Source organism: Piscinibacter lacus (assembly GCF_016735685.1).
Taxonomy (GTDB): Bacteria; Pseudomonadota; Gammaproteobacteria; order Burkholderiales; family Burkholderiaceae_C; genus Aquariibacter; species Aquariibacter lacus.
Genome location: NZ_JAERRA010000001.1, coordinates 1,952,520 through 1,971,983 on the forward strand (window position 1 = coordinate 1,952,520; position 19,464 = coordinate 1,971,983).

Sequence of the window (19,464 nt, forward strand, 5' to 3'; positions counted from 1 at the left end):
TGCAGGCCTCACCGGCGGATCCCGCCGGGCACGCCCTGGTTGGCCAGGCGGTCGGCGCGTTCGTTGCCGGGGTCGCCGGCATGGCCCTTGACCCAGCGCCAGTCGATGGTGTGCAGGGCGGCCAGGGCATCGAGCCGGGCCCAGAGGTCGGCGTTCTTCACCGGCTGGCCGCCGGCGGTGCGCCAGCCGCGGCGCTTCCAGTTGTGGATCCACTCGCTGATGCCCTGCTGCACATAGCTGCTGTCGGTGTAGACGACGATGTTGCAACTGCGCTTGAGACTGGCCAGCGCCTCGATGACGGCGGTCAGTTCCATGCGGTTGTTGGTCGTGCTGGGCTCGCCGCCGAAGAGCTCTTTCTCATGCTCGCCGCTGGTGAGCCAGACGCCCCAGCCGCCGGGGCCGGGGTTGCCCTTGCAGGCGCCATCGGCATAGATGGTGACGGCGGGTCGCTGGATCGGGAGATTCATTCGGGCAGACGGGAAGACGGGGACGAGGGCGGCCGCGGCGGGGCCAGGGCCTGGCGATGCCCGCCGGCCACGGCAGGCGCGGCCCGGGCGCGGCGCGGGCGCTTCCAGGCCGGGCCGATCAGGCGCATGGCGGCCACGCGCTTGACCGCCACGAGGATGTGCAGGGCGCCGAACATCGGCCACCAGCGGTCGCCGGCGGATTCCATCCAGGCCCAGCGGTCCAGCCAGGGCGCGCTGCGCCAGGGCGGACGGTAGGCGCCGAAACGGCCGCCTTCGACCTCGAAGCTCAGCAGGCGCAGCCAGTCGCGCAGGCGGCGCGGGCTGAGCAGGCGGCCGGAGCCCGCCTCGCCGCAGGGCAGGTAGACGGGGCCTTCGCTGCCGAAGCGGCGCAGCAGCAGGCCGCCGCTCTGGCGCAGGCCCCAGAGGCTGTCGGGGTTGAAGCCGACAATCACCACCCGGCCTTCGGGCACAAGCACGCGCTCGACCTCGCGCAAGGTGGCATGCGGGTCCAGGCAGAGGTCCAGGGTGTGCGGCAGCAGCACCAGGTCCAGGCTCTGGGTGGCGAAGGGCAGGGCATGGAAGTCGCAGACCACGGCGGCGCGCGGGTCGGGCGCGACCGGCTCGTCTACCAGCCAGCGGTGCGGCATGCGGTTGGCCTGGAGGCCCTGCAGGGCAGGCAGGCCGAGCTGGATGGCGTGGAAGCCGAAGAGGTCGGCCACCAGGGCATCGAGCTGCTGCTGTTCCCAGCTCAGTGCATAGCGGCCGGCGGGGGTCTCCAGCCAGGGGGCCAAACCTATACTCAAAGAACTCAAGGTCATGAAGCTGCTCGCCGTTCCCGCCTTCACGGACAACTACATCTGGATGCTCCACGACGCCGCGCAAGCGGTGGTCGTCGATCCGGGGGACGCTGCACCGGTCATCGCGGTGCTCGACCGGCTGAAGCTCGAAATCGGCGGGATTCTAGTGACGCATCACCATGGCGATCACACCGGCGGTCTGGCGGGTCTGGCCGAGCATGCCCGGCAGCGCGGCCAGGGGCCGTATCCCGTCTTCGGCCCGGCCGGCAGCGGCATCGCCGGCCTGACGCGCACGGTGGCCGAGGGCGACCGGGTCGAGCGGCTCGGCCTGGCTTTCGAAGTGCTGGCCGTGCCCGGCCACACCCTGGATCACCTGGCCTATGTGGCCCGGCCGGCCGGCGAGGCGCCGCTGCTCTTCTGCGGCGACACGCTGTTCTCGGGCGGCTGCGGCCGCCTGTTCGAGGGCACGGCAGCGCAGATGCATGCCTCGCTCGGCCGCCTGGCGGCCTTGCCGGCCGACACGCGGGTCTGCTGCGCCCACGAATACACCCTGTCCAACCTGGCTTTTGCCAGCGCGCTCGAGCCCGAGAATGCCGCGCTGGCCGCCCACCGCCAGCACTGCCTGGCCCTGCGGGCGCGCGGCGAGCCCACCCTGCCCAGCCGCATCGGCCTGGAGCGGGCGATCAATCCCTTCCTGCGCAGTGGCGAAGCCGCTGTCGCAGCCCAGGCTCGCGCCCAGGGCGCGGCCTCCGACGATCCGGTGGCCGTGCTGGCCGCGATCCGGACCTGGAAGAACAGCTACCGATGAGTCCACCTTCCCGGCCGCTGCGGCGCCCTGCCGCCCGAACCGCCGGCCTGCTGCTGCTCACGGCCCTGCTCGGCGCCTGCGCCGGCCTGCAGCCCCCGCCCGCCACCGTACCGCCCCCCCAGGCCGGTCTGCCCACCCCGGCCCGCGCCGCCGGGCCAGGCCGCGATCCGTCTGCGCCGCCGGCCCCGGCGGCCCTGCCGCAAGCCGGCGCCCGGCCTGCGGCCCAGGCTGTACCCCTGCCTGCACCCCGGTCCGCCCCCTCGCCCGCCCCCCAAGCCGCTGCCGCGACCACGCTGCCGCAGGCCGAGCCCGCCGCAGGCCCTTTCACTGCGCCCGGCGCCGAGGCCTCCACCCTGCCGCCGCCCTATGCCCCGGCCGACAAGGGCACGGGGGCCGGCCTGCTGATCGACCCCTTGCAGCCCGACCGGCCGCCGCAGGCCGAGGCGACCGCCCGGCAGGACCTCTGGGAGCGCGTCCGCCGGGGCTTCCGCCTGGAGGGCCTGGACGGACCCGAAGTCGAGCATCAGCGCCGCTGGTACGGCAGCCGGCCCGAGTACGTGCAGCGCATGACTTCGCGCGCCAGCCGCTACCTCTTCCACATCGTCGACGAGGTCGAGCGCCGCGGCCTGCCGAGCGAACTGGCCCTGCTGCCCTTCATCGAGAGCGCCTTCAACCCGCAGGCCATGTCCTCGGCCAAGGCCTCGGGCATGTGGCAGTTCATCCCCTCGACGGGCAGGCACTTCGACCTGACGCAGAACCTGTTCCGCGACGACCGCCGCGACGTGCTGGCCTCGACCCAGGCCGCGCTGGACTACCTGCAGAAGCTGCACGCCATGTTCGGCGACTGGCACCTGGCCCTGGCCGCCTACAACTGGGGCGAGGGCAGTGTGCAGCGCGCGATCAAGCGCAACCAGCGTGCCGGCCTGCCCACCGGCTATGCCCACCTGCGCATGCCGGCGGAGACGCGGCACTACGTGCCCAAGCTGCTGGCGGTCAAGGCCATCATCAGCGCGCCGCAGGACTTCGGGATGACGCTGCCGCCCATCGAGAACCATCCCTACTTCCTGGCGGTGCCGATCCAGCGCGACATCGACACCGCCCTGGTCGCCGAGCTGGCCGAGCTGCCGCTGGCCGAGGTGCAGGCGCTCAATCCCTCGATGAACAAGCCGGTGATCCTGGCTGCCGGCACGCCACAGGTGCTGCTGCCCTGGGACAACGCGCAGCGCTTCATCCAGCGCCTGGACCGCCACAAGGGCAGCCTGGCAAGCTGGACGGCCTGGGTGGTGCCCCGCACCATGGGCCCGGGCGAGGCCGCCGAGCGCGTCGGCATGCCGGAAGCCGAGCTGCGCAGCCTGAACCGCATCCCGCCGCGCATGATGGTCAAGGCCGGCTCGACCCTGCTGGTGCCGCGCGCCGGCAAGCGCGACCAGGATGTGGCCGAGCATGTGGCCGAGCATGCCCAGCTTGCGCTGGCGCCGATCCGGCCGCCGGGCCGCCGCGTGGTCACCAAGGCCCGCGCCAAGGAGCGCACGCTCGCGGCCCTGGCCGCACGGCATGGCTTGAGCGCCGAGGCCGTGGCGGGCTGGAACGGCTGGTCGGCCGACACCCGGCTGCGGCCGGGCCAGAAGGTGGTGCTCTACCTGCCGGCCAAGGCCAAGGGGCTGGCCTCGGGCAAGCGGCCGATCGCCAAGGCGCGCAAGGCGCCGAAGGTGAAGGCGGCGCAGGCGGCGGGCAAGGTCCGCAAGGCCGCGCGGCCGGAAGCCAAGCGCAAGCTGGCGGCGCCCGCCCGCTAGTGCGGCCCGCCGGCTCCGGCCGGCGGGGTGGCGCTCAGCGCCGGTCGGCCAGGGCGTGGGCCAGGGTGCCGAGGTCGACGTATTCCAGCTCGCTGCCGACGGGCACGCCGCGCGCCAGGCGGGTCACGTTCAGGCCCTGGGGCTTGAGTGCCTGGGCGATGGCCTGGGCGGTGGCCTCGCCCTCGGCGGTGAAGCTGGTGGCGAGGATCAGTTCCTCGACCTCGCCGTCCTGCGCCCGCGCCAGCAGCGGGGCCAGGCCGATGTCATGCACGCCGATGCCATCCAGCGGCGAAAGGCGGCCCATCAGCACGAAGTAAAGGCCGCGGTAGCTGCCGCTGCGCTCCAGCGCGGCCTGGTCGGCCGGCGTCTCGACGACCAGCAACTGCCGGCCGTTGCGGGCCGGGTCGAGGCAGGTGGTGCAGACCTCGGCCTCGGTGAAGGTGTGGCAGCGCGCGCAGTGGCGCACCGCCTGGTCGGCATGGCCCAGGGCCTGGGCGAGCTGGCGCGCCGCCGGGCGATCGTGCTGCAGCAGGTGGTAGGCCATGCGCTGGGCCGATTTCTGCCCGACGCCGGGCAGGCGGCGCAGGGCTTCGATCAGCGATTCCAGCGCGCCGGGGGCGGCGCTCATCGGGGCGGACGCCGTGCGGCGGTGCCTGGCGTGTTCAGAAGGGCAGCTTCATGCCCGGCGGCAGGGGCATGCCGGCGGTGATCTTGGCCATCTTCTCGGCGCTCAGCGCCTCGGCGCGGCGCAAGCCGTCGTTGAAGGCGGCGGCGACCAGGTCTTCGAGCATGTCCTTGTCGTCGGCCAGCAGGCTGGGGTCGATGGCGATGCGCTTCACGTCGTGCTTGCAGGTCATGGTGACCTTGACCAGGCCGCCGCCGGACTGGCCTTCGACTTCCAGCAGCGCCAGTTCGTCCTGGGCGCGCTTGAGGTTGTCCTGCATGGCCTGGGCCTGCTTCATCAGGCCGGCAAGTTGTCCCTTGAGCATGGGGTGATCCTCGGAAAGGTCGGGTCGGGAGGGAAAGGGCAGCCGCTTCAGCGCGGCTGCAAGGTGCCGGGCAGCAGCCGGGCCCCGCGATGGCGGCCCAGAAGGGCCTGGACGAGCGGATCGGCTTCGCAGGCCATCTCGGCAGCCTGCTGGCGGGCCAGGCGGTCGGCGGCTTCCCGGCGGGCCGGGCTGTCGTCGACCGGGCCGGCCTCGACGGCCAGCACGACCGGGCGCTGCCAGTGGGCCGCCAGCGCGGCCTGCAAGCGCTCGATGTGCATGGGGCTGCGCAGGGATTCGCGGTCGATGCGCAAGTGCACGCGGCCTGCCTCGGGCTCCAGGTGCGTGCACTGGGCTTGCCAGGCCAGTTGACGGTGCATGGCAGCCACTGCGCCCTGTGCGATCAGGCTGTCGACCAGGGCGGCCCAGGCGGCGCCCAGCGGGCTGTCGGGCGCTGCGGGGGCATCGTTCGCAGCCGGGATGCGGGCAGGCGGTGCTGCGGCTTCGGCTTCGGCCTGGGGCGCGGGAAGCGCGCGGGCCTCGTCCTCGGCCACGGGCGGGGCGCCATGCCAGTCGGCTTCGGCGGCCGAGGGCGACGGTGCTTCGTCCGGCTCGGCAGCGGGCGGGCGCAGCGCAGGGGTGGCGGGCTGCGGGGCCAGGTCTTGGGCCAGCGCAGGATGCGGGACCTCGTCGTCCCACGGGGCCGGTTCGCGCAGGACGCGCAGGGCCGCTGATGCGGTGCCAGATTGCTTCGGCGCGACCGCGGCCGGCGCAGGGCGCGGGACGGCCGGCTCGGCCGGGGGCATGACTTGGGCGGTGGCCGCAGGCGCTGCGGGGCCCGCAAACCCGGCCGCCTGCGGCAGGTGCCGGGCGGGTTCGGCGGTCTTGGGGGCTGCTTGCAGGGCTGCGTCCGAAGGGGCCGCAGCTTCGGGGCGATCGGGCCGCGGCAGCGGCACGGGGATCTGGACGGCCGGCGGGGCCGGGCTGCGCAGGGCGGCGCTGGGCGTGGCGCGCGGCCGGGCGGCGGGCTCGGGCGCGGCGCTGGCACGCGGCGCTGCATCCGGCGGCAGCCGGAAGGCCAGGAAGCGCAGCAGCACCATCAGCAGGCCGCTGAATTCGTCGGGCGCGAGTGCCAGCTCAGCCCGGCCCTGCAGGGCCAGGCCGTAGAGCAACTGGGTCTCGTCGGCCGGCAGGCGGGCGGCCAAGGCCAGGGCCGCGGCTTGCTCGGGATCGTCGGCATCGAGCGCGCCCGGCACGGCCTGCTGCACGGCCATGCGCTGGCAGAGCGTGGCGATGGCTTCGAGCATGCCCTCGGCCGACAGGCCCTCGTCGCGCAGGCGGTCGCAGTGCTGCACGACGCGGGCGCCGTCGCCCTCGGCCAGGGCCTCGACGAGCGACTCGGCCAGCCGATCGTCGACGGCGCCGAGCATGGTGCGCACCTCCTCCTCGGCCAGCGCGCCATTGCCGTAGGCGATGGCCTGGTCGGTGAGCGAGAGCGCGTCGCGCATCGAGCCGCGTGCGGCCCGGGCCAGCAGCCGCAGCGCGCCGGGCTCGGCCGGAATGGCTTCGGCAGCCAGCACGCGGGCCAGGTGCTCGCGCACGGTCTCGGGCGCCATGGGCCGCAGGTTGAACTGCAGGCAGCGCGACAGTACGGTGATGGGCAGCTTCTGCGGATCGGTCGTCGCCAGCACGAACTTCAGGTGCTCGGGCGGCTCTTCCAGCGTCTTGAGCATCGCGTTGAAGGCGGTGCTCGACAGCATGTGGACTTCGTCGATCAGGTAGACCTTGGTCCGCGCGAGCACCGGCTTGTAGACGGCGCGGTCGAGCAGTTGGCCGATCTCCTCGACGCCGCGGTTGCTGGCGGCGTCCAGCTCGGTGTAGTCGACATGGCGGCCGGCATCGATGTCGCGGCAGTGGTTGCAGACGCCGCAAGGCTGGTCGGTCACCCCGCCCTGCCCGTCCGGGCCGACGCAGTTCAGGCTCTTGGCGAGGATGCGCGAAACCGTGGTCTTGCCGACCCCGCGGGTGCCGGTGAAGAGGTAGGCGTGATGCAGCCGGTTCGAACGCAGGGCGTTGGCCAGAGCCTGCACCACATGCTCCTGGCCCACCATCTCGTCGAAGCGGCGCGGCCGGTACTTGCGGGCCAGGACCAGGGTCGTCATGGGCCGGATTCTAGAGGCCGCCCCCCGGGCCGCCGGCCGCGGGCGGGGCCGCGGGGATAATCCGCCGCTTCCGATCCCCTGCCCCGCCGCGCGCCGCCCGATGAGCCAAGCCCCCACCCCCGCCCCGCTGAGCTACGACCAGGCCGGCGTCCAGTACGACCTCATCGACCCGCTGAAGGTGGCGGCCCAGCGGGCCGCCGCAGCCACCGCGGTGCAGCTCGGCAAGCATGGCTTCGGCGAAGTCGCGGCCTCGCGCGGCGAATCGGCCTATGTGGTCGATGTCGGCCCCTTCTACCTGGCGAGCATCGTCGAATGCCTGGGCACCAAGGTGCTGGTGGCCGACGAGATGGCCCGGCTGACCGGCCGCAGCTGGTATGCCGGCATCGCTCAGGACACGATCGCGATGGCGGTGAACGACCTGATCACCGTCGGCGCCACGCCGCTGCTGGCCCAGGCCTACTGGGCCGCCGGCGGCAGCGCCTGGTTCAAGGACGCAGCGCGCGCGCAGGCCCTGGTCGAGGGCTGGCAGAAGGCCTGCGAGACCTGCTCGATCGCCTGGGGCGGCGGCGAGACCCCCGCCCTGGCCGGCATCGTCGAGGCTGACCGCATCGACCTGGCCTGCGGCTGCACCGGCCTGGTCAACCCCAAGAGCCGCCTGACCCTGGGCGACAAGCTGGCGCCGGGCGACGCCATCGTGCTGCTGGCCTCCAGCGGCATCCATGCCAACGGCCTGAGCCTGGCGCGCAAGCTGGTCGAGCGCCTGCCCGAGGGCTACCTGACCGAGATCGACCCGGTCGGCCATCCCGGCCTGCGCTATGGCGAGGCCCTGCTCGCACCGACCGCGCTCTATTCGCCGGTGACCGAGGCGCTGGCCGCCGCCGGCATCACCCCGCACTACGCCGCCAACATCACCGGCCACGGCTGGCGCAAGCTGCTGCGCCATCCGGCCACCCTCACCTACCGCATCCACACCGTGCCGCCCGTGCCGCCGGTGCTGAAGTTCATCGCCGAACAGGCTGGACACGACGCCCGCGAGGCCTACGGCACGCTGAACATGGGCGCGGGCTTCGCGCTCTTCGTGCCGGCCGCTCAGGCGGAGCGCACCGTCGAGATCGCCCGGGCCCAGGGCATCGCAGCCTGGGTGGCGGGCGCGGTGGAAGCCGGTCCCAAGCAGCTCATCGTCGAGCCCCTGGACCTGCGCTGGGGCGAGGACGACCTGCACCTGCGCTGAACCCGCGCGACACGGCGTGGGCCGCGCACCACGCCGGACCGAGGGGGCATGCCGCCCCTCGCCTAGAATCAACCGGGACGGGCCTCCCCGCATGGGAGCGCGGCCAAACGGGTCAGGTGGGGAACCAAGCAGCCCTAACTGTTGCGACCAGTGCCGGGGGTAAGGCTCGTCACCTTTTCTGCAAGCCGGGCACCGGCTTGGCGGCCCAGGTCAAGCGCCTGGGGCGTGAGGGCGATGCCCGGCACGCCTGGCCTGTCCGGAGGGGCTCGAACCCCCGACCTGCGGTTTAGAAGACCGCTGCTCTATCCAGCTGAGCTACGGACAGGTAGTGGAACGTGAGTTTAGGGGCCCGCCCCTAGAATGCCGAGCCTTCGGGGTGTAGCGCAGCCTGGTAGCGCAACTGCTTTGGGAGCAGTAGGTCGCGAGTTCGAATCCCGCCACCCCGACCACACAACAGCTTGTCCCGGATCGGGCGCCACCGTGGCGCCCTTCTCCGCCAGCCGTCCAGGCTCAGACCGTGAGCTTGTGGCGCAGGCCGTCCAGGCCCTTGCTGTCATAGGCCTCGAAGGGCTGATGGATCCAGGGGCTGGTCGGCAGGGCCTCGACGAAATAGTCCGGCGTGTAGACGGACACGCCCTTGACCCAGATCACTGCCGCACGCAGCTCGGTGATGGCCGGCAGGCCACGCAGGCGTTCTACCACGGCCTTGAGCGTGGTCCCCGAGTCCGCCAGATCGTCGACCAGCAGCACCCGGCCGGCCAGTTCGCCGCGCGGCAGGGTGATGTACTGGGCCATGTCGAGCCGGCCCTGGATGCAGCCGCCGCTTGCGCGATAGCTGCTGGTCGACATGATGGCCAGCGGCTTGTCGAGCACGCGCGACAGCACATCGCCGGGCCGCAGGCCGCCGCGGGCCAGGCAGAGGATCTGGTCGAAGTCCCAGCCCGAGTCTGCAACCTGCAGCGCGAGCTTCTCGATCAGGCCGTGGTACTCGTCCCAGGAGACGTAGAGGTTCTTGCCGTCGTCGGTCAGCATGGGGCGGGGCCAGCAGGTGAAGGGTGGAGGATGGCTCGCGTACCGGGCTCAGGCCTGGTAGGGGTGGCGCAGCAGGATGGTGTGCTCGCGGTCCGGGCCGGTCGAGACCATGTCGATTGGCGCGCCGATGAAGGCCTGCACCCGCTTCAGGTAGCGGCGCGCGTTCGGCGGAAGCTGGTCCCACTGGGTGTGGCCGAAGGTCGTGCCTTCCCAGCCGGGGAAGCTCTCGTAGATCGGCTCGCAGCGGGCCACCTCGTCGGCATCGAGCGGCAGGATGTCGACCACGCGGCCGTCGAGCTTGTAGCCCACGGCCATCTTGATCTCCTCCAGGCCATCGAGCACATCGAGCTTGGTCAGGCACAGGCCCGAGACCCCGTTGATGAGGATGGAGCGCTTCAGCGCCGCGGCATCCAGCCAGCCGCAGCGGCGGGCTCGGCCGGTGACGGTGCCGCGCTCCTGGCCGACGGTGGCCAGGTGATGGCCGACGGTGCCTTCCTTCTCCCACTCCAGCTCGGTCGGGAAGGGCCCGCTGCCGACCCGCGTGGTGTAAGCCTTGGTGATGCCGAGGATGTAGTGCAGCTTGTCCGGGCCGACGCCCGAGCCGGCCGCGGCATTACCGGCCACGCAGTTGCTGGAGGTGACGTAGGGGTAGGTGCCGTGGTCGATGTCGAGCAGGGTGCCCTGCGCGCCCTCGAACAGCACATTGCCGCCGGCCCCATTGGTGGCGTGGATGCGCACGCCGACATCGGCCAGCATGGGCAGCAACTGCTCGGCCATCTTCAGGGCCTGATCGTGGATGGGCGCGAAGTCCAGCGCCGGGCGGCCGAGATAGCCGGTCAGCACATGGTTGTGCAGGGCCAGCAGCTCGCGCAGCTTCTCGGCAAATCGCGCCGGGTGCTTGAGGTCCTGCACGCGCAGGGCGCGGCGGGCCACCTTGTCTTCGTAGGCCGGGCCGATGCCCTTGCCGGTGGTGCCGATCTTGCCGCTGCCGGAGGACTCGCGCAGCGCCTCGCGGGCGCTGTCGAGCGCGACGTGGAAGGGCAGGATGAGCGGACAGTTCTCGCTCAGGAACAGCCGCGAGCGCACGTCGATGCCGGCGGCTTCCAGGCGGCTGATCTCGCCGAGCAGGTGGGTCGGATCGACGACCACGCCGTTGCCGATGTAGCAGGCCACGCCCTCGCGCATCACGCCCGAGGGGATGAGTTGCAGCGCCGTCTTCACCCCCTTGATGACCAGGGTGTGGCCGGCGTTGTGGCCACCCTGGAAGCGGACGACGCCGTCGGCATGGTCGGTCAGCCAATCGACGACCTTGCCCTTGCCTTCGTCACCCCACTGGGTGCCCACCACCACCACATTGCGTCCCCCCTGGGGGCGCGGCGCGCTTGCGTTCATTGTGTCAATCCTGAATCGATGTCGGGGAAGGATCGCGGCGGCGCTCAGAGCGCGCGCACGATCCAGTGCCCGTCGACCGCGACCACTTCGCGGTCGCAGGCGAATTCCTGGGTTTCGTGTCCATGGCCGGGCAGCAGGCAGACCACGGTCTCGCCCTGCTCGCGCAGGCTGCGCACGGCTTCGCGCAGCGCGCTGTCCTCACCCCAGGGGGCGCGGATGGCGGTGCGCCGACCGCTGGCCCCGGCCTGAGCCGCCAGGGCCTTGAGGTCGGTACTGAAGCCGACGGCCGGCCGGTTGCGGCCGAAGATCGCGCCGACCTCGTCGTAGCGGCCGCCGCGCAGCAACGCGTCACTGGCGCCCGGCGCGTAGACCGCAAAGCGCGGGCCGCTGTAGTAGGCGAAGCCGCTGAGATCGGCCAGGTCGAAGCCGACCTGCACGCCGGCATGGGTGCGGCGCGCATGGCCGGCCAGGCCGCGCAGATCGGCCAGCGCAGCGCGGATCAGCGGCCGGTCGGGCAGCGCCCGGGCGGCCTCGTCGAGCACGGCTTCGTCGCCATAGAGCTGCACCAGTGCAGCCAGGCCGGCACGCAGTTCGGCCGGCAGGCCGGCCGAGGCCTCTTGCAAGCCCGCGGCGTCCTTGCCCGCCAGGGCGGCATAGACGGCCTCGATCTGCGCCGGCTGGCAGGGCACGCCGGCCATCAGACCGCGCATCAGGCGGGCATCGGCCAGGTCGAGCACCGCGCCCTGGATGCCCAGGGCCGCCAGGCCGTCGAGCGCGAGGTCGTGGATTTCAAGGTCCGCCTCCAGGCCGGCATGGCCGTAGAGCTCGGCACCGAACTGCAGCAGTTCGCGACCAGCGCCAGGCGCGCCCGGCCGGGTGTGCAGCACCGGGCCGCAATAGCAGAGCCGGCTCAGGCCTTCACGGTTGAGCAGATGGGCATCGATGCGGGCGACCTGCGGCGTCGTGTCGGCCCGCAGGCCGAGCATGCGGCCGCTGAGCTGATCGACGAGCTTGAAGGTCTGCAAGTCCAGCGCCTCGCCGGTGCCCGAGAGCAGGGATTCAAGGTGCTCGACCAGGGGCGGCATCACCAGCTCGTAGCCATGGCTGCGGGCGGTGTCGAGGAGGCGTCGCCTCAGGTCTTCGATGCGCCGGGCCTCGCTGGGCAGGACGTCGGCAAGGTGCTCGGGCAGGAGCCAAGCAGAAGTCATGGAACGGTGGCCAGTGGTTGAAGCCGGATTGTAGGGGCGGGCTGACAGGCCTCGGCCCGCCCGCCGCCCCCGGCGCTCAGCCGGCGGCCAGCAGCAGCAAGAGGCCGCCCGCCGCGAGGCTCAGGGCGCCGACGAAGCGGAGCTGGCCGTCGCGCAGTTGCAGCAGTTGCTGGAAGGCCTCGCGCCAGCGCGTGGGCACCAGCAGGGGCAAGAGGCCTTCGAGGATCAACACCAGGCCGAAGGCCCGCAGCAGATCGTCCATGGTGGGCCCTCAAACGACGCCGGCCCGCGAGGGGCCGGCGACAGGCTCATCGGCTGCGGCTGCTGCCGCCGCCGACCGAGGGATCCCGCATCGCGCGGAAGAAGTCGCCGTCGGGCTGCACCACGATCACGTCGCTCTTGCTGCGGAAGCTGGCGCGGTAGGCCTCGAGTTGGCGGTAGAACTGCGCGAAGGACGGGTCGCGGCCGAAGGCTTCGGCATAGAGCGCCGAGGCCTTGGCATCGCCCTCGCCCTTGACCTTCTGCGCATCGCGGTAGGCCTCGGCAACGATGACCTCGCGCTGCCGGTCGGCATCGGCGCGGATCTTCTCGCCCTCGGCCTGGCCGGTCGAGCGCAGCTCATTGGCCACCCGCTTGCGTTCCGACTCCATGCGGCGGTAGACCGATTCGGTGATGCTGGCGACGAAGTCGACACGCTTGATCCGCACGTCGACGACCTCGATGCCGAAGGCCTTGGCATCGTCGCCGAGGCGGGCCATCACGCCCTGCATGACCTTCTCGCGCTCGGTCGAGAGCACCTGGGTCACGTCGCGACGCGTGACCTCCTCGTTCAGCGCGGCCTGCACGATGGGGCTCAGCCGGGCCTCGGCATTGCGCACATCGGTGCCGGCATTGCGGATGAACTGGCGCGGGTCGCTGATCCGCCACTTGATCAGCCAGTCGATCACCAGGCTCTTCTTCTCGGCGGTGAAGATCGGCCGGGTCTCGGCGCTGTCCATGCTCTGGATGCGCTTGTCGAGGAAGACGACGTTCTGGAAGGGCGGCGGCAGCTTGAACTTCAGGCCAGGCTCGGTGATGACTTCCTTGATCTCGCCGAGTGCGTAGAGCACGGCGAACTGGCGCTGGTCGACGACGTAGAGCGTCGACGAGGCAGCCATCAGCGCGATCAGCGCGCCGGCGACGGTGATACCGATGCTTTGCTTCATGATGGTTCTCGGATCCTCGGGCTCAGCGGGTCTCGCGGTCGCGGCTGCGCTGCGGGTCCCGCCCGCGCGCATCCACCACCGGCGGCAGCACCGGCAGGGCCGGCATCTCGGCGCCTGGCGCCGAAGCGGCACCGGCCGGCAGCGCCGCGCCCGAGGCCTGCATCAGCTTGTCCAGCGGCAGGTAGAGCAGGTTGGAGCCGCTGCGGCTGTCGATCATGACCTTCGAGACATTGCTGTAGATGTCGCGCATCGTGTCCACATGCAGGCGGTCGCGGGTGACCTGCGGCGCCTTCTGGTACTCGACCAGCACCTGGCGGAAGCGCGAGGCATCACCCTCGGCCTGCGCGACGACGCGCTGGCCGTAGCCCGCGGCTTCCTCGCGCAGTCGCGCGGCCGTGCCCTGGGCCTTGGGAATCACGTCGTTGGCATAGGCCTGGCCTTCGTTCTTGAAGCGCTCGCGGTCGGCACCGGCCTTGACGGCATCGTCGAAGGCGGCCTGGACCTGCTCCGGCGGCAGCACGCCCTGCACATTGACGTTCGAGACCAGGATGCCGGCCTTGAGTCGATCAAGCTGGGCCTGGATGGACTTGACCAGGTCGGAGGCCAGGGCGTCGCGCTGCTCATAGAGCACCGAATCCATGCGGCTGCGGCCAACGATCTCGCGCACTGCGCTTTCGGCGGCGAGCAGCACGGCTTCGTCGGCATTGCGGTTCTCGAAGAGGTAGTCCTTCGGATCCTTCAGCCGGTACTGCACGGTGAAGCGGATGTCGACGATGTTCTCGTCCTCCGTCAGCATCGAGGACTCGCGCAGGCCGGTGGCCTGGGCGACCGCGCTGCGACCGACGTCTACCGAGCGCAACTGGGTGACGTTGACCACCTCATGGCTCTGGATGGGATAGGGCAGGCGCCACTTCAGGCCGGCATCGACCGTGCTGCTGTAGCTGCCGAAGGTCATCACCACGCCCTGCTGGCCTTCCTGCACGATGTAGACGCCGCTGCCGAGCCAGAAGACCAGCACGGCCGCACCGATCAGGCCGGCACCGATTCCGGCGCTGCGCGGATCGGGCAGGCTGGGGCCGCCGGAGCCGCCCTCGGGCCGGCCGGGCTTGCCCGGGCCGCCGCCCTTGCCGCCCATCAGGCCGCTGAGCTTGCGGTTGAAGTCACGCCAGAGTTCGTCAAGGTCGGGCGGGCCGTCGTTGTTGTTGCGGCCACTGTTTTGCATCACGCTGGCGCGGGCGCGCCAGGCCATGCGGTGGAAGGCGCCTCGCAGCAACGCGCTCAGGGCCTTCAGTGCCAGGGCCGAACGGGCCGCGGGGCGGACCGGGGATCGGGCCGTGAAAGGTCGGACGGTATCGTCGTGCATGGCTCAGACAGGGCGGTCGTGGGTGCCGGAACGCAGCGGGAGGCCGGCCGGCAGGGAATCATCATCAAGCACCGCGAGCGGCGCCGGGGCCTGGCCCCGGGGATCGTCGTCGGCGAAAAAGGGGCTGGGCGCCGGCAGGGCATCGGCATCGAGCACGCGCCGGGCAATCAAGCGCCGCAGCTCGGCCAGGCCTTCCCCGTCGCGGGCGCTGACGAAGATGCGGCTGAGGCGGCGGCCATCGAGTTCGATCTCGTCGATCGCCTGGCGCGGACGCTGGTCCGCGGCTAGGCGGTCAAGCTTGTTGCAGGCCAGGATCTGCGGCAGGTCGGCCGCGCCGATCTCGCGAAGCACACGCTGCACCTCGGCCATCTGCTCGTCGGCCACCGGGCTGGCGATGTCGATCACATGCAGCAGCAGGTCGGCTTCGGCCGCCTCCTGCAGCGTGGCTTCGAAGGACTCGACCAGGGTGTGCGGCAGGTCGCGGATGAAGCCCACCGTGTCCGACAGGCTGACCGAACGCTGCGCATCCTCCAGGTAGAGCTGGCGGGTGGTGGTGTCGAGCGTCGCGAAGAGCTGGTCGGCCGCGTAGGTTCGGGCCTTGACCAGGGCATTGAACAGGGTCGACTTGCCGGCATTGGTGTAGCCGACCAGCGAGATGCGGAAAGTGCCGGCGCGCTCTCGCGACTTGCGCTGCGTACCGCGCTGCCGCTTGACCTTGACCAGGCGCGACTTGAGCTGCTTGATGCGCTCGCCGATCATGCGGCGGTCGAGTTCGATCTGCCGCTCGCCCGGGCCACCGCGCGTGCCGATGCCGCCGCGCTGTCGCTCCAGGTGGCTCCAGCGGCGGACCAGCCGGGTGCTGAGGTATTGCAGCCGGGCCAGCTCGACTTGCAGCTTGCCTTCGTGGCTCTGGGCGCGGGCGCCGAAGATTTCGAGGATGAGGCCGACGCGGTCGAGCACCTCGCAGCCCAGATGCCGCTCCAGATTGCGCTGCTGGGCGGGGCTCAGGGGTTGGTCGAAGATCACGGCCTGAGCCTGGTGGCCCTCGACCAGGGCCTTGATCTCGTCGGCCTTGCCGCTGCCGACAAAGAGGGCCGGGTCGGGCGCGGAGCGGCGCGCGGTCAGGCGCGCCACGGTCACGTCGCCCAGGGACTCGGCCAGCAGGGCGAGTTCGTCGAGCGTCGGATCGAAGGGACTGCCCGGACCGAGGTCCACCCCCACCAGGATGGCACGGGCTTCGGGGCTGGCGGTGGAGGCGCTCAAGGCGTGGGGCTCCGAAGACGACCTGCGACGTGGGGGCGCGCAGGCCGGCCGGCTCGGCGGGGCGAGGGCTTCAGGAGGCGTCCGTCGGCTCGTTGGCGTGGAAGTTCACCGGACGGCCGGGGACCACGGTGGAGATCGCGTGCTTGTAGACCATCTGGGTCACGGTGTTTCGCAGCAACACGACGTACTGGTCGAAGGACTCGATCTGACCCTGGAGCTTGATGCCGTTGACCAGGTAGATCGAGACCGGGACATGCTCCTTGCGCAGCAGGTTGAGGAAGGGGTCTTGCAGGAGTTGTCCTTTGTTGCTCACGATATGTTCCGTGTTGAAGAGGGGAGTCGCGAAGTTAACACAGGGGGCTGATCCGCCCCCCGCGTCAGGACTCCCGCGCGGCGAAGGGGTTCCGTCCGGAGCGCAGCTCGATGCGCAGCGGCGTGCCCTCCAGCTTGAAGTGCGCGCGGAAGCGGCCTTCAAGGTAGCGCTTGTAGCTGTCGGTCACATGCTCGGTCGAGGAGCCGTGGATCACGATGATCGGCGGGTTCTGGCCGCCCTGGTGCGCATAGCGCAGCTTGGGCCGGAACGCCCCTTCCCGCTTGGGCTGCTGGTGCTCCACCGCGTCATGCAGCAGGCGGGTCAGGATGGGCGTCGACAGCTTGCGGGTGGCGGATGACCAGGCTTCGGAGATCGCCTTCCACACCGGCCCCAGGCCCTGGCGCTTGAGCGCCGAGATCTGCAGCACCGGCGCGAAGCGCAGGAAGGCCAGACGTTGCTCGATCTGGCGCTGGAGCTGCTCGCGCTGGTAGGCGTCCACGGCATCCCATTTGTTGATCGCGATGACCACCGCGCGGCCGGCGTCGAGGATGTAGCCGGCGATGTGCGCATCCTGGTCGCTCACGCCCTGGGTCGCATCGAGCAGCAGCAGCACCACATTGGCATCGGCAATCGCCTGCAGGGTCTTGACCACCGAGAACTTCTCGATCGCCTCGAAGACCTTGCCCTTGCGGCGCAGGCCGGCGGTATCGATCAGCTCGAAGCGCTGGCCGTTGCGCTCGAAGGGCACGGTGATCGCGTCGCGCGTGGTGCCCGGCATGTCGAAGGCGACCAGGCGCTCCTCGCCCAGCCAGGTGTTGATCAGCGTGCTCTTGCCGGCATTCGGGCGGCCGGCCACGGCCAGGCGGATCGGGCGGTCGGCGCTGCCGTCGGCCAGCAGTTCGGCCTCGGCGTCCTCGTCCTCATCGGCGTCGTCGGCGGTGCCGAAGCAGGTCTCCAGGGCCAGCTCGGTCAGGCTGCGCACGCCCTGGCCGTGGGCGGCGGAAACGGGCAGCGGCTCGCCGATGCCCAGTTCATGGCCCTCGCCCAGGTGTGCGGTGCCGACCATGCCCTCGGCCTTGTTGGCCGCAAGCAGCACCGGCTTGCCGGTCTGACGCAGGTAGCGGGCGATGTCGTGATCCTGGGCGGAGATGCCGCCGCGCACATCGACGACGAAGATCACCACATCGGCCTCGGCCACGGCCTGCCGGGTCTGGCGCGCCATTTCCCGGATGATGCCGGTCTCGGCCGTCGGCTCGAAGCCGCCGGTGTCGATGACAATGAACTCGCGCCGACCGAGGCGGCCGTCACCGTAGTGGCGGTCGCGGGTCAGGCCGGCGTAGTCCGCGACGATTGCGTCGCGGCTCTTGGTCATGCGGTTGAACAGGGTCGACTTGCCGACATTGGGTCGGCCGACCAGGGCGAAGACGGGTTTCATGGCGCTGCGGACCTTCCGCGGTCAGGCCGCAGCCGGAGGCATCCGGTGCGACGGGCTCAGAAGGAAGCGGCGGCAGCTCCCGAAGGATCTGCCGCCGCCAGGAAGGGGGCCCGGGCGCGGCCGCAAGCGGCCTCAGCGCGCCAGGCGAAGGGCGAAGACGCCGCCGCGGCGGGTGCTGAGCAGGACGGTGCCGGTGGACGTGAGGCTGAGCGGGCTCTCGATCGCACTGCCATCGGTGGCGATGCGGCCCAGCGCCTGGCCGCTGTCGCGGTCCAGCACATGCACATAGCCCTGGGCATCGCCCACCCACAGGTGGCGGCCGACGACAAGGGGCGCCGTCAGATCGCGGCGCAGCAGGGCTTCGCTGGTCCAGCGGCTCTCGCCGGCCCCGCGCTTCCAGGCGCCGAGGCGGTCGTTGGCATCGCTGGCATAGACCTGGTCGGCATCGACGGCCGTGCCTTCCTCGCCGCTGGCAGGCTTGCTCCAGAGCAGGCGCCCGGCATCGGCATCGACGCAGCCCAGGGCGGACTGAAAAGCCCGCGCGCAGATGACCTTGCCTTCGCGGCTGGCCGGGCCGACCAGGTCGGCCAGGCGCTCGACCTCGTTGGTGCCGCGCGGCGCGGCCAGGGCCACATCCCAGCGCACGCTGCCGTCGAGGCTGTCGAGCGCGACCATGCGCGGCCCCAGACCGACGACGAGCAGGTTGCGATGCGCGCGAAGCACACCCGGCTTGAGCAGGGTCAGCGGCTCGCCCGCACCGGCGCGCTGCTGGTTCCAGAGCGGCCGGCCGTCGAGGGCGTCAAAGGCCAGCACGTTGCGGTCGACGGTCAGCACGAAGACGCGCTCGCCGGCCACCAGCGGCGGCGTGATCACCCGGCTGCCCAGGCGGCTGCGCCAGGCTTCCTGGCCTTCGCGCAGCACCACCAGCTCGCTCTCGGTCGTCACGGCGGCGGCATACACGCCATCGCTGCCGACGGCGGCGCCAAGCTCTTGACTCAGCCGGCCGCGCCACAGCACCCGGCCGTCGGCGGCAGCATAGGCGGCGATCTGGCCGTTGCCCGCTGCCACCACATAGCGATCGCCCGCCAGCACGGCCTGGGCCGGACCGCGGCGCGAAGGCAGGTCGTCCTTCCAGACCTGCTGGAGCTGCAGGGGCTGGGCCGGCAGGGTGGGCAGCGGCGCGGGCTTGGGCGCGCTGGACCCGAAGAGGCTGCCGCAGCCAGCCAGCAGGGCGCTCAGGGCCAGGGGCAGCAGCCAGGCGCTGCGGCGCAGGCGGGCGGGCATCGGGCCGGATGTCATCGTGCGACCCCCGAAGCAGCGGCTGCCGCCGGCAGCGGCGAACCCAGCGCAATCAGCTTGGCCTCGACCACGCGGCGGTAGTCGCCCTCGTTGCCGAAGGCCTTGAGCGCCTGGCCGAAGGCGGCCACGGCCTCGGCCGACTTGCCCTGGGCCAGCAGGATGTCGCCGCGTCGATCGGCCGTCAGCGCGGCGAACAGGCCTTCGCTGTCCTTGGGCAGGGCGGCCAGGGCTTCCTCGTGCTTGCCCTGGTCGAGCAGCACGCCCGCCAGGCGCAGGCCGGCGATGCGGCGGTAGCCCTCGTCGGCGGCCTTCTCGGCGGCCCAGCGCAGGGTGGCCACGGCGGCCTCGGCCTGGGCCTTGTCGAGCTGCACCTTGGCCGCCAGCAGCGCGGCCTGGGCGGTGAAGACGGTGCCGCCGAAGTTGTCCCGCAGGTCGCCGAAGACACGGCCGGCCTTGTCGGCATCGCCCGCGATCACGGCCTTGTCGATCTCGTCGAAGAGCACGCCGGCCTTGGTAGCCTGGCTGCGCTGCCACCAGTTCCAGCCGTTCCAGGCGGCCAGGGCCAGCAGGATGACGGTCAGCACGCTGGTGATCAGGGTGCCATAGCGTCGCCAGAAGTCCTTGAGCTGGTCGAGCTGTTCCTGCTCTTGCAGGTCGAGTGGGGAGGCCATCGCTTGGGTCGTGTGGGCGCGGAGAGCCGGCGGGTGCCG

19 protein-coding genes, 2 tRNA genes and 1 other RNA gene are annotated in these 19,464 nt (G+C 71.5%); 5 read left to right on the forward strand and 17 right to left on the reverse strand.

Translation table 11 applies throughout. The features are described 5' to 3' along the window. Nucleotides 1–8: 8 nt before the first annotated feature. A complete protein-coding gene (rnhA, locus tag JI742_RS08730; protein WP_201825650.1) occupies nucleotides 9–467 on the reverse strand; it encodes a ribonuclease HI in 459 nt (152 codons plus the stop codon). Continuing rightward, nucleotides 464–1,285 carry a class I SAM-dependent methyltransferase gene (locus JI742_RS08735; RefSeq protein ID WP_201825652.1) on the reverse strand — a complete coding sequence of 274 codons (822 nt, stop codon included), beginning with the start codon at nucleotides 1,283–1,285 and terminating at the stop codon, nucleotides 464–466. Before JI742_RS08735 ends, rnhA begins: the two co-directional genes overlap by 4 nt. Here JI742_RS08735 and gloB point away from each other — a divergent pair. Together gloB and JI742_RS08745 are read left to right on the forward strand one after the other, a co-directional pair. Next, nucleotides 1,284–2,072, forward strand: a complete 789-nt coding sequence (gloB, locus tag JI742_RS08740) for a hydroxyacylglutathione hydrolase (RefSeq protein ID WP_201825654.1) — start codon at nucleotides 1,284–1,286, stop codon at nucleotides 2,070–2,072. The two genes, JI742_RS08735 and gloB, sit on opposite strands and share 2 nt — an antisense overlap. After that, nucleotides 2,069–3,865: a transglycosylase SLT domain-containing protein gene (locus JI742_RS08745; RefSeq protein WP_201825656.1), complete on the forward strand. Its 1,797-nt coding sequence runs from the start codon at nucleotides 2,069–2,071 to the stop codon at nucleotides 3,863–3,865. Before gloB ends, JI742_RS08745 begins: the two co-directional genes overlap by 4 nt. Before the next feature lie 34 nt (nucleotides 3,866–3,899). On the opposite strand, the gene recR is transcribed toward JI742_RS08745, so the two are convergent. From recR to dnaX, 3 genes are read right to left on the reverse strand one after another with little or no spacing between them, the layout of a single operon-like run. Next, entirely contained in the window at nucleotides 3,900–4,493 is a 594-nt protein-coding gene (recR, locus tag JI742_RS08750; RefSeq protein WP_201825658.1) for a recombination mediator RecR, read from the reverse strand. A gap of 34 nt (nucleotides 4,494–4,527) precedes the next feature. Then, entirely contained in the window at nucleotides 4,528–4,854 is a 327-nt protein-coding gene (locus JI742_RS08755; RefSeq protein ID WP_201825660.1) for a YbaB/EbfC family nucleoid-associated protein, read from the reverse strand. 47 nt (nucleotides 4,855–4,901) lie between these two features. Continuing rightward, nucleotides 4,902–7,013 carry a DNA polymerase III subunit gamma/tau gene (gene dnaX / locus JI742_RS08760; protein ID WP_201825663.1) on the reverse strand — a complete coding sequence of 704 codons (2,112 nt, stop codon included), beginning with the start codon at nucleotides 7,011–7,013 and terminating at the stop codon, nucleotides 4,902–4,904. A 100-nt stretch (nucleotides 7,014–7,113) separates the two neighbouring features. Between dnaX and JI742_RS08765 the strand changes: the two genes are divergently transcribed. Together JI742_RS08765 and ffs are read left to right on the forward strand one after the other, a co-directional pair. Next, the gene (locus JI742_RS08765; RefSeq protein ID WP_201825664.1) at nucleotides 7,114–8,244 is read left to right on the forward strand and encodes an AIR synthase related protein; all 1,131 of its coding nucleotides are present in this window, start codon (nucleotides 7,114–7,116) and stop codon (nucleotides 8,242–8,244) included. Nucleotides 8,245–8,320: 76 nt separating this feature from the next. Then, nucleotides 8,321–8,418, forward strand: an RNA gene (gene ffs, locus JI742_RS08770) — signal recognition particle sRNA small type. Nucleotides 8,419–8,492: 74 nt separating this feature from the next. On the opposite strand, the gene JI742_RS08775 is transcribed toward ffs, so the two are convergent. Continuing rightward, nucleotides 8,493–8,569, reverse strand: a tRNA-Arg gene (locus tag JI742_RS08775). Between the two features lie 47 nt (nucleotides 8,570–8,616). Here JI742_RS08775 and JI742_RS08780 point away from each other — a divergent pair. Next, nucleotides 8,617–8,693, forward strand: a tRNA-Pro gene (locus JI742_RS08780). A gap of 61 nt (nucleotides 8,694–8,754) precedes the next feature. Here JI742_RS08780 and JI742_RS08785 read toward each other — a convergent pair. The 11 genes from JI742_RS08785 to JI742_RS08835 form a co-directional block, all read right to left on the reverse strand. Further along, nucleotides 8,755–9,276, reverse strand: a complete 522-nt coding sequence (locus JI742_RS08785; RefSeq protein ID WP_201825667.1) for a phosphoribosyltransferase — start codon at nucleotides 9,274–9,276, stop codon at nucleotides 8,755–8,757. Nucleotides 9,277–9,324: 48 nt separating this feature from the next. Next, nucleotides 9,325–10,668, reverse strand: a complete 1,344-nt coding sequence (locus JI742_RS08790; RefSeq protein WP_201825669.1) for an adenylosuccinate synthase — start codon at nucleotides 10,666–10,668, stop codon at nucleotides 9,325–9,327. A 44-nt stretch (nucleotides 10,669–10,712) separates the two neighbouring features. Continuing rightward, nucleotides 10,713–11,876 carry an ATP phosphoribosyltransferase regulatory subunit gene (locus JI742_RS08795; protein ID WP_201825671.1) on the reverse strand — a complete coding sequence of 388 codons (1,164 nt, stop codon included), beginning with the start codon at nucleotides 11,874–11,876 and terminating at the stop codon, nucleotides 10,713–10,715. A 76-nt stretch (nucleotides 11,877–11,952) separates the two neighbouring features. Beyond that, a complete protein-coding gene (locus tag JI742_RS08800) occupies nucleotides 11,953–12,138 on the reverse strand; it encodes a DUF2065 family protein (RefSeq protein WP_201825673.1) in 186 nt (61 codons plus the stop codon). Nucleotides 12,139–12,184: 46 nt separating this feature from the next. Next, the gene (gene hflC / locus JI742_RS08805) at nucleotides 12,185–13,081 is read right to left on the reverse strand and encodes a protease modulator HflC (protein ID WP_201825675.1); all 897 of its coding nucleotides are present in this window, start codon (nucleotides 13,079–13,081) and stop codon (nucleotides 12,185–12,187) included. A gap of 22 nt (nucleotides 13,082–13,103) precedes the next feature. Continuing rightward, complete coding sequence (gene hflK / locus JI742_RS08810; protein WP_434057646.1) at nucleotides 13,104–14,330, reverse strand: FtsH protease activity modulator HflK; 1,227 nt, start codon at nucleotides 14,328–14,330, stop codon at nucleotides 13,104–13,106. A gap of 117 nt (nucleotides 14,331–14,447) precedes the next feature. Continuing rightward, nucleotides 14,448–15,707, reverse strand: a complete 1,260-nt coding sequence (hflX, locus tag JI742_RS08815) for a GTPase HflX (RefSeq protein ID WP_201825679.1) — start codon at nucleotides 15,705–15,707, stop codon at nucleotides 14,448–14,450. A 70-nt stretch (nucleotides 15,708–15,777) separates the two neighbouring features. Then, nucleotides 15,778–16,020 carry an RNA chaperone Hfq gene (gene hfq / locus JI742_RS08820; protein WP_182661608.1) on the reverse strand — a complete coding sequence of 81 codons (243 nt, stop codon included), beginning with the start codon at nucleotides 16,018–16,020 and terminating at the stop codon, nucleotides 15,778–15,780. A gap of 64 nt (nucleotides 16,021–16,084) precedes the next feature. Then, a complete protein-coding gene (der, locus tag JI742_RS08825) occupies nucleotides 16,085–17,455 on the reverse strand; it encodes a ribosome biogenesis GTPase Der (protein WP_201825681.1) in 1,371 nt (456 codons plus the stop codon). A 132-nt stretch (nucleotides 17,456–17,587) separates the two neighbouring features. Beyond that, nucleotides 17,588–18,739 carry an outer membrane protein assembly factor BamB gene (bamB, locus tag JI742_RS08830; protein ID WP_201825683.1) on the reverse strand — a complete coding sequence of 384 codons (1,152 nt, stop codon included), beginning with the start codon at nucleotides 18,737–18,739 and terminating at the stop codon, nucleotides 17,588–17,590. Nucleotides 18,740–18,750: 11 nt separating this feature from the next. Further along, on the reverse strand, nucleotides 18,751–19,425 hold the full coding sequence (locus JI742_RS08835; RefSeq protein WP_201825684.1) for a YfgM family protein: 675 nt from the start codon (nucleotides 19,423–19,425) through the stop codon (nucleotides 18,751–18,753). Nucleotides 19,426–19,464: the final 39 nt, after the last annotated feature.

Excerpts from the sequence above, each read along its gene's own strand:
- JI742_RS08745 (WP_201825656.1), top strand. The coding sequence starts at position 2,069 with ATGAGTCCACCTTCCCGGCCGCTGCGGCGCCCTGCCGCCCGAACCGCC.
- JI742_RS08835 (WP_201825684.1), bottom strand. The coding sequence starts at position 19,425 with ATGGCCTCCCCACTCGACCTGCAAGAGCAGGAACAGCTCGACCAGCTC.
- JI742_RS08790 (WP_201825669.1), bottom strand. The coding sequence starts at position 10,668 with ATGAACGCAAGCGCGCCGCGCCCCCAGGGGGGACGCAATGTGGTGGTG.
- JI742_RS08755 (WP_201825660.1), bottom strand. The coding sequence starts at position 4,854 with ATGCTCAAGGGACAACTTGCCGGCCTGATGAAGCAGGCCCAGGCCATG.
- gloB (WP_201825654.1), top strand. The coding sequence starts at position 1,284 with ATGAAGCTGCTCGCCGTTCCCGCCTTCACGGACAACTACATCTGGATG.
- rnhA (WP_201825650.1), bottom strand. The coding sequence starts at position 467 with ATGAATCTCCCGATCCAGCGACCCGCCGTCACCATCTATGCCGATGGC.
- JI742_RS08765 (WP_201825664.1), top strand. The coding sequence starts at position 7,114 with ATGAGCCAAGCCCCCACCCCCGCCCCGCTGAGCTACGACCAGGCCGGC.
- dnaX (WP_201825663.1), bottom strand. The coding sequence starts at position 7,013 with ATGACGACCCTGGTCCTGGCCCGCAAGTACCGGCCGCGCCGCTTCGAC.
- hflC (WP_201825675.1), bottom strand. The coding sequence starts at position 13,081 with ATGAAGCAAAGCATCGGTATCACCGTCGCCGGCGCGCTGATCGCGCTG.
- bamB (WP_201825683.1), bottom strand. The coding sequence starts at position 18,739 with ATGCCCGCCCGCCTGCGCCGCAGCGCCTGGCTGCTGCCCCTGGCCCTG.
- JI742_RS08800 (WP_201825673.1), bottom strand. The coding sequence starts at position 12,138 with ATGGACGATCTGCTGCGGGCCTTCGGCCTGGTGTTGATCCTCGAAGGC.
- JI742_RS08785 (WP_201825667.1), bottom strand. The coding sequence starts at position 9,276 with ATGCTGACCGACGACGGCAAGAACCTCTACGTCTCCTGGGACGAGTAC.
- JI742_RS08735 (WP_201825652.1), bottom strand. The coding sequence starts at position 1,285 with ATGACCTTGAGTTCTTTGAGTATAGGTTTGGCCCCCTGGCTGGAGACC.
- recR (WP_201825658.1), bottom strand. The coding sequence starts at position 4,493 with ATGAGCGCCGCCCCCGGCGCGCTGGAATCGCTGATCGAAGCCCTGCGC.
- hflK (WP_434057646.1), bottom strand. The coding sequence starts at position 14,330 with ATGGCCTGGCGCGCCCGCGCCAGCGTGATGCAAAACAGTGGCCGCAAC.
- der (WP_201825681.1), bottom strand. The coding sequence starts at position 17,455 with ATGAAACCCGTCTTCGCCCTGGTCGGCCGACCCAATGTCGGCAAGTCG.
- JI742_RS08795 (WP_201825671.1), bottom strand. The coding sequence starts at position 11,876 with ATGACTTCTGCTTGGCTCCTGCCCGAGCACCTTGCCGACGTCCTGCCC.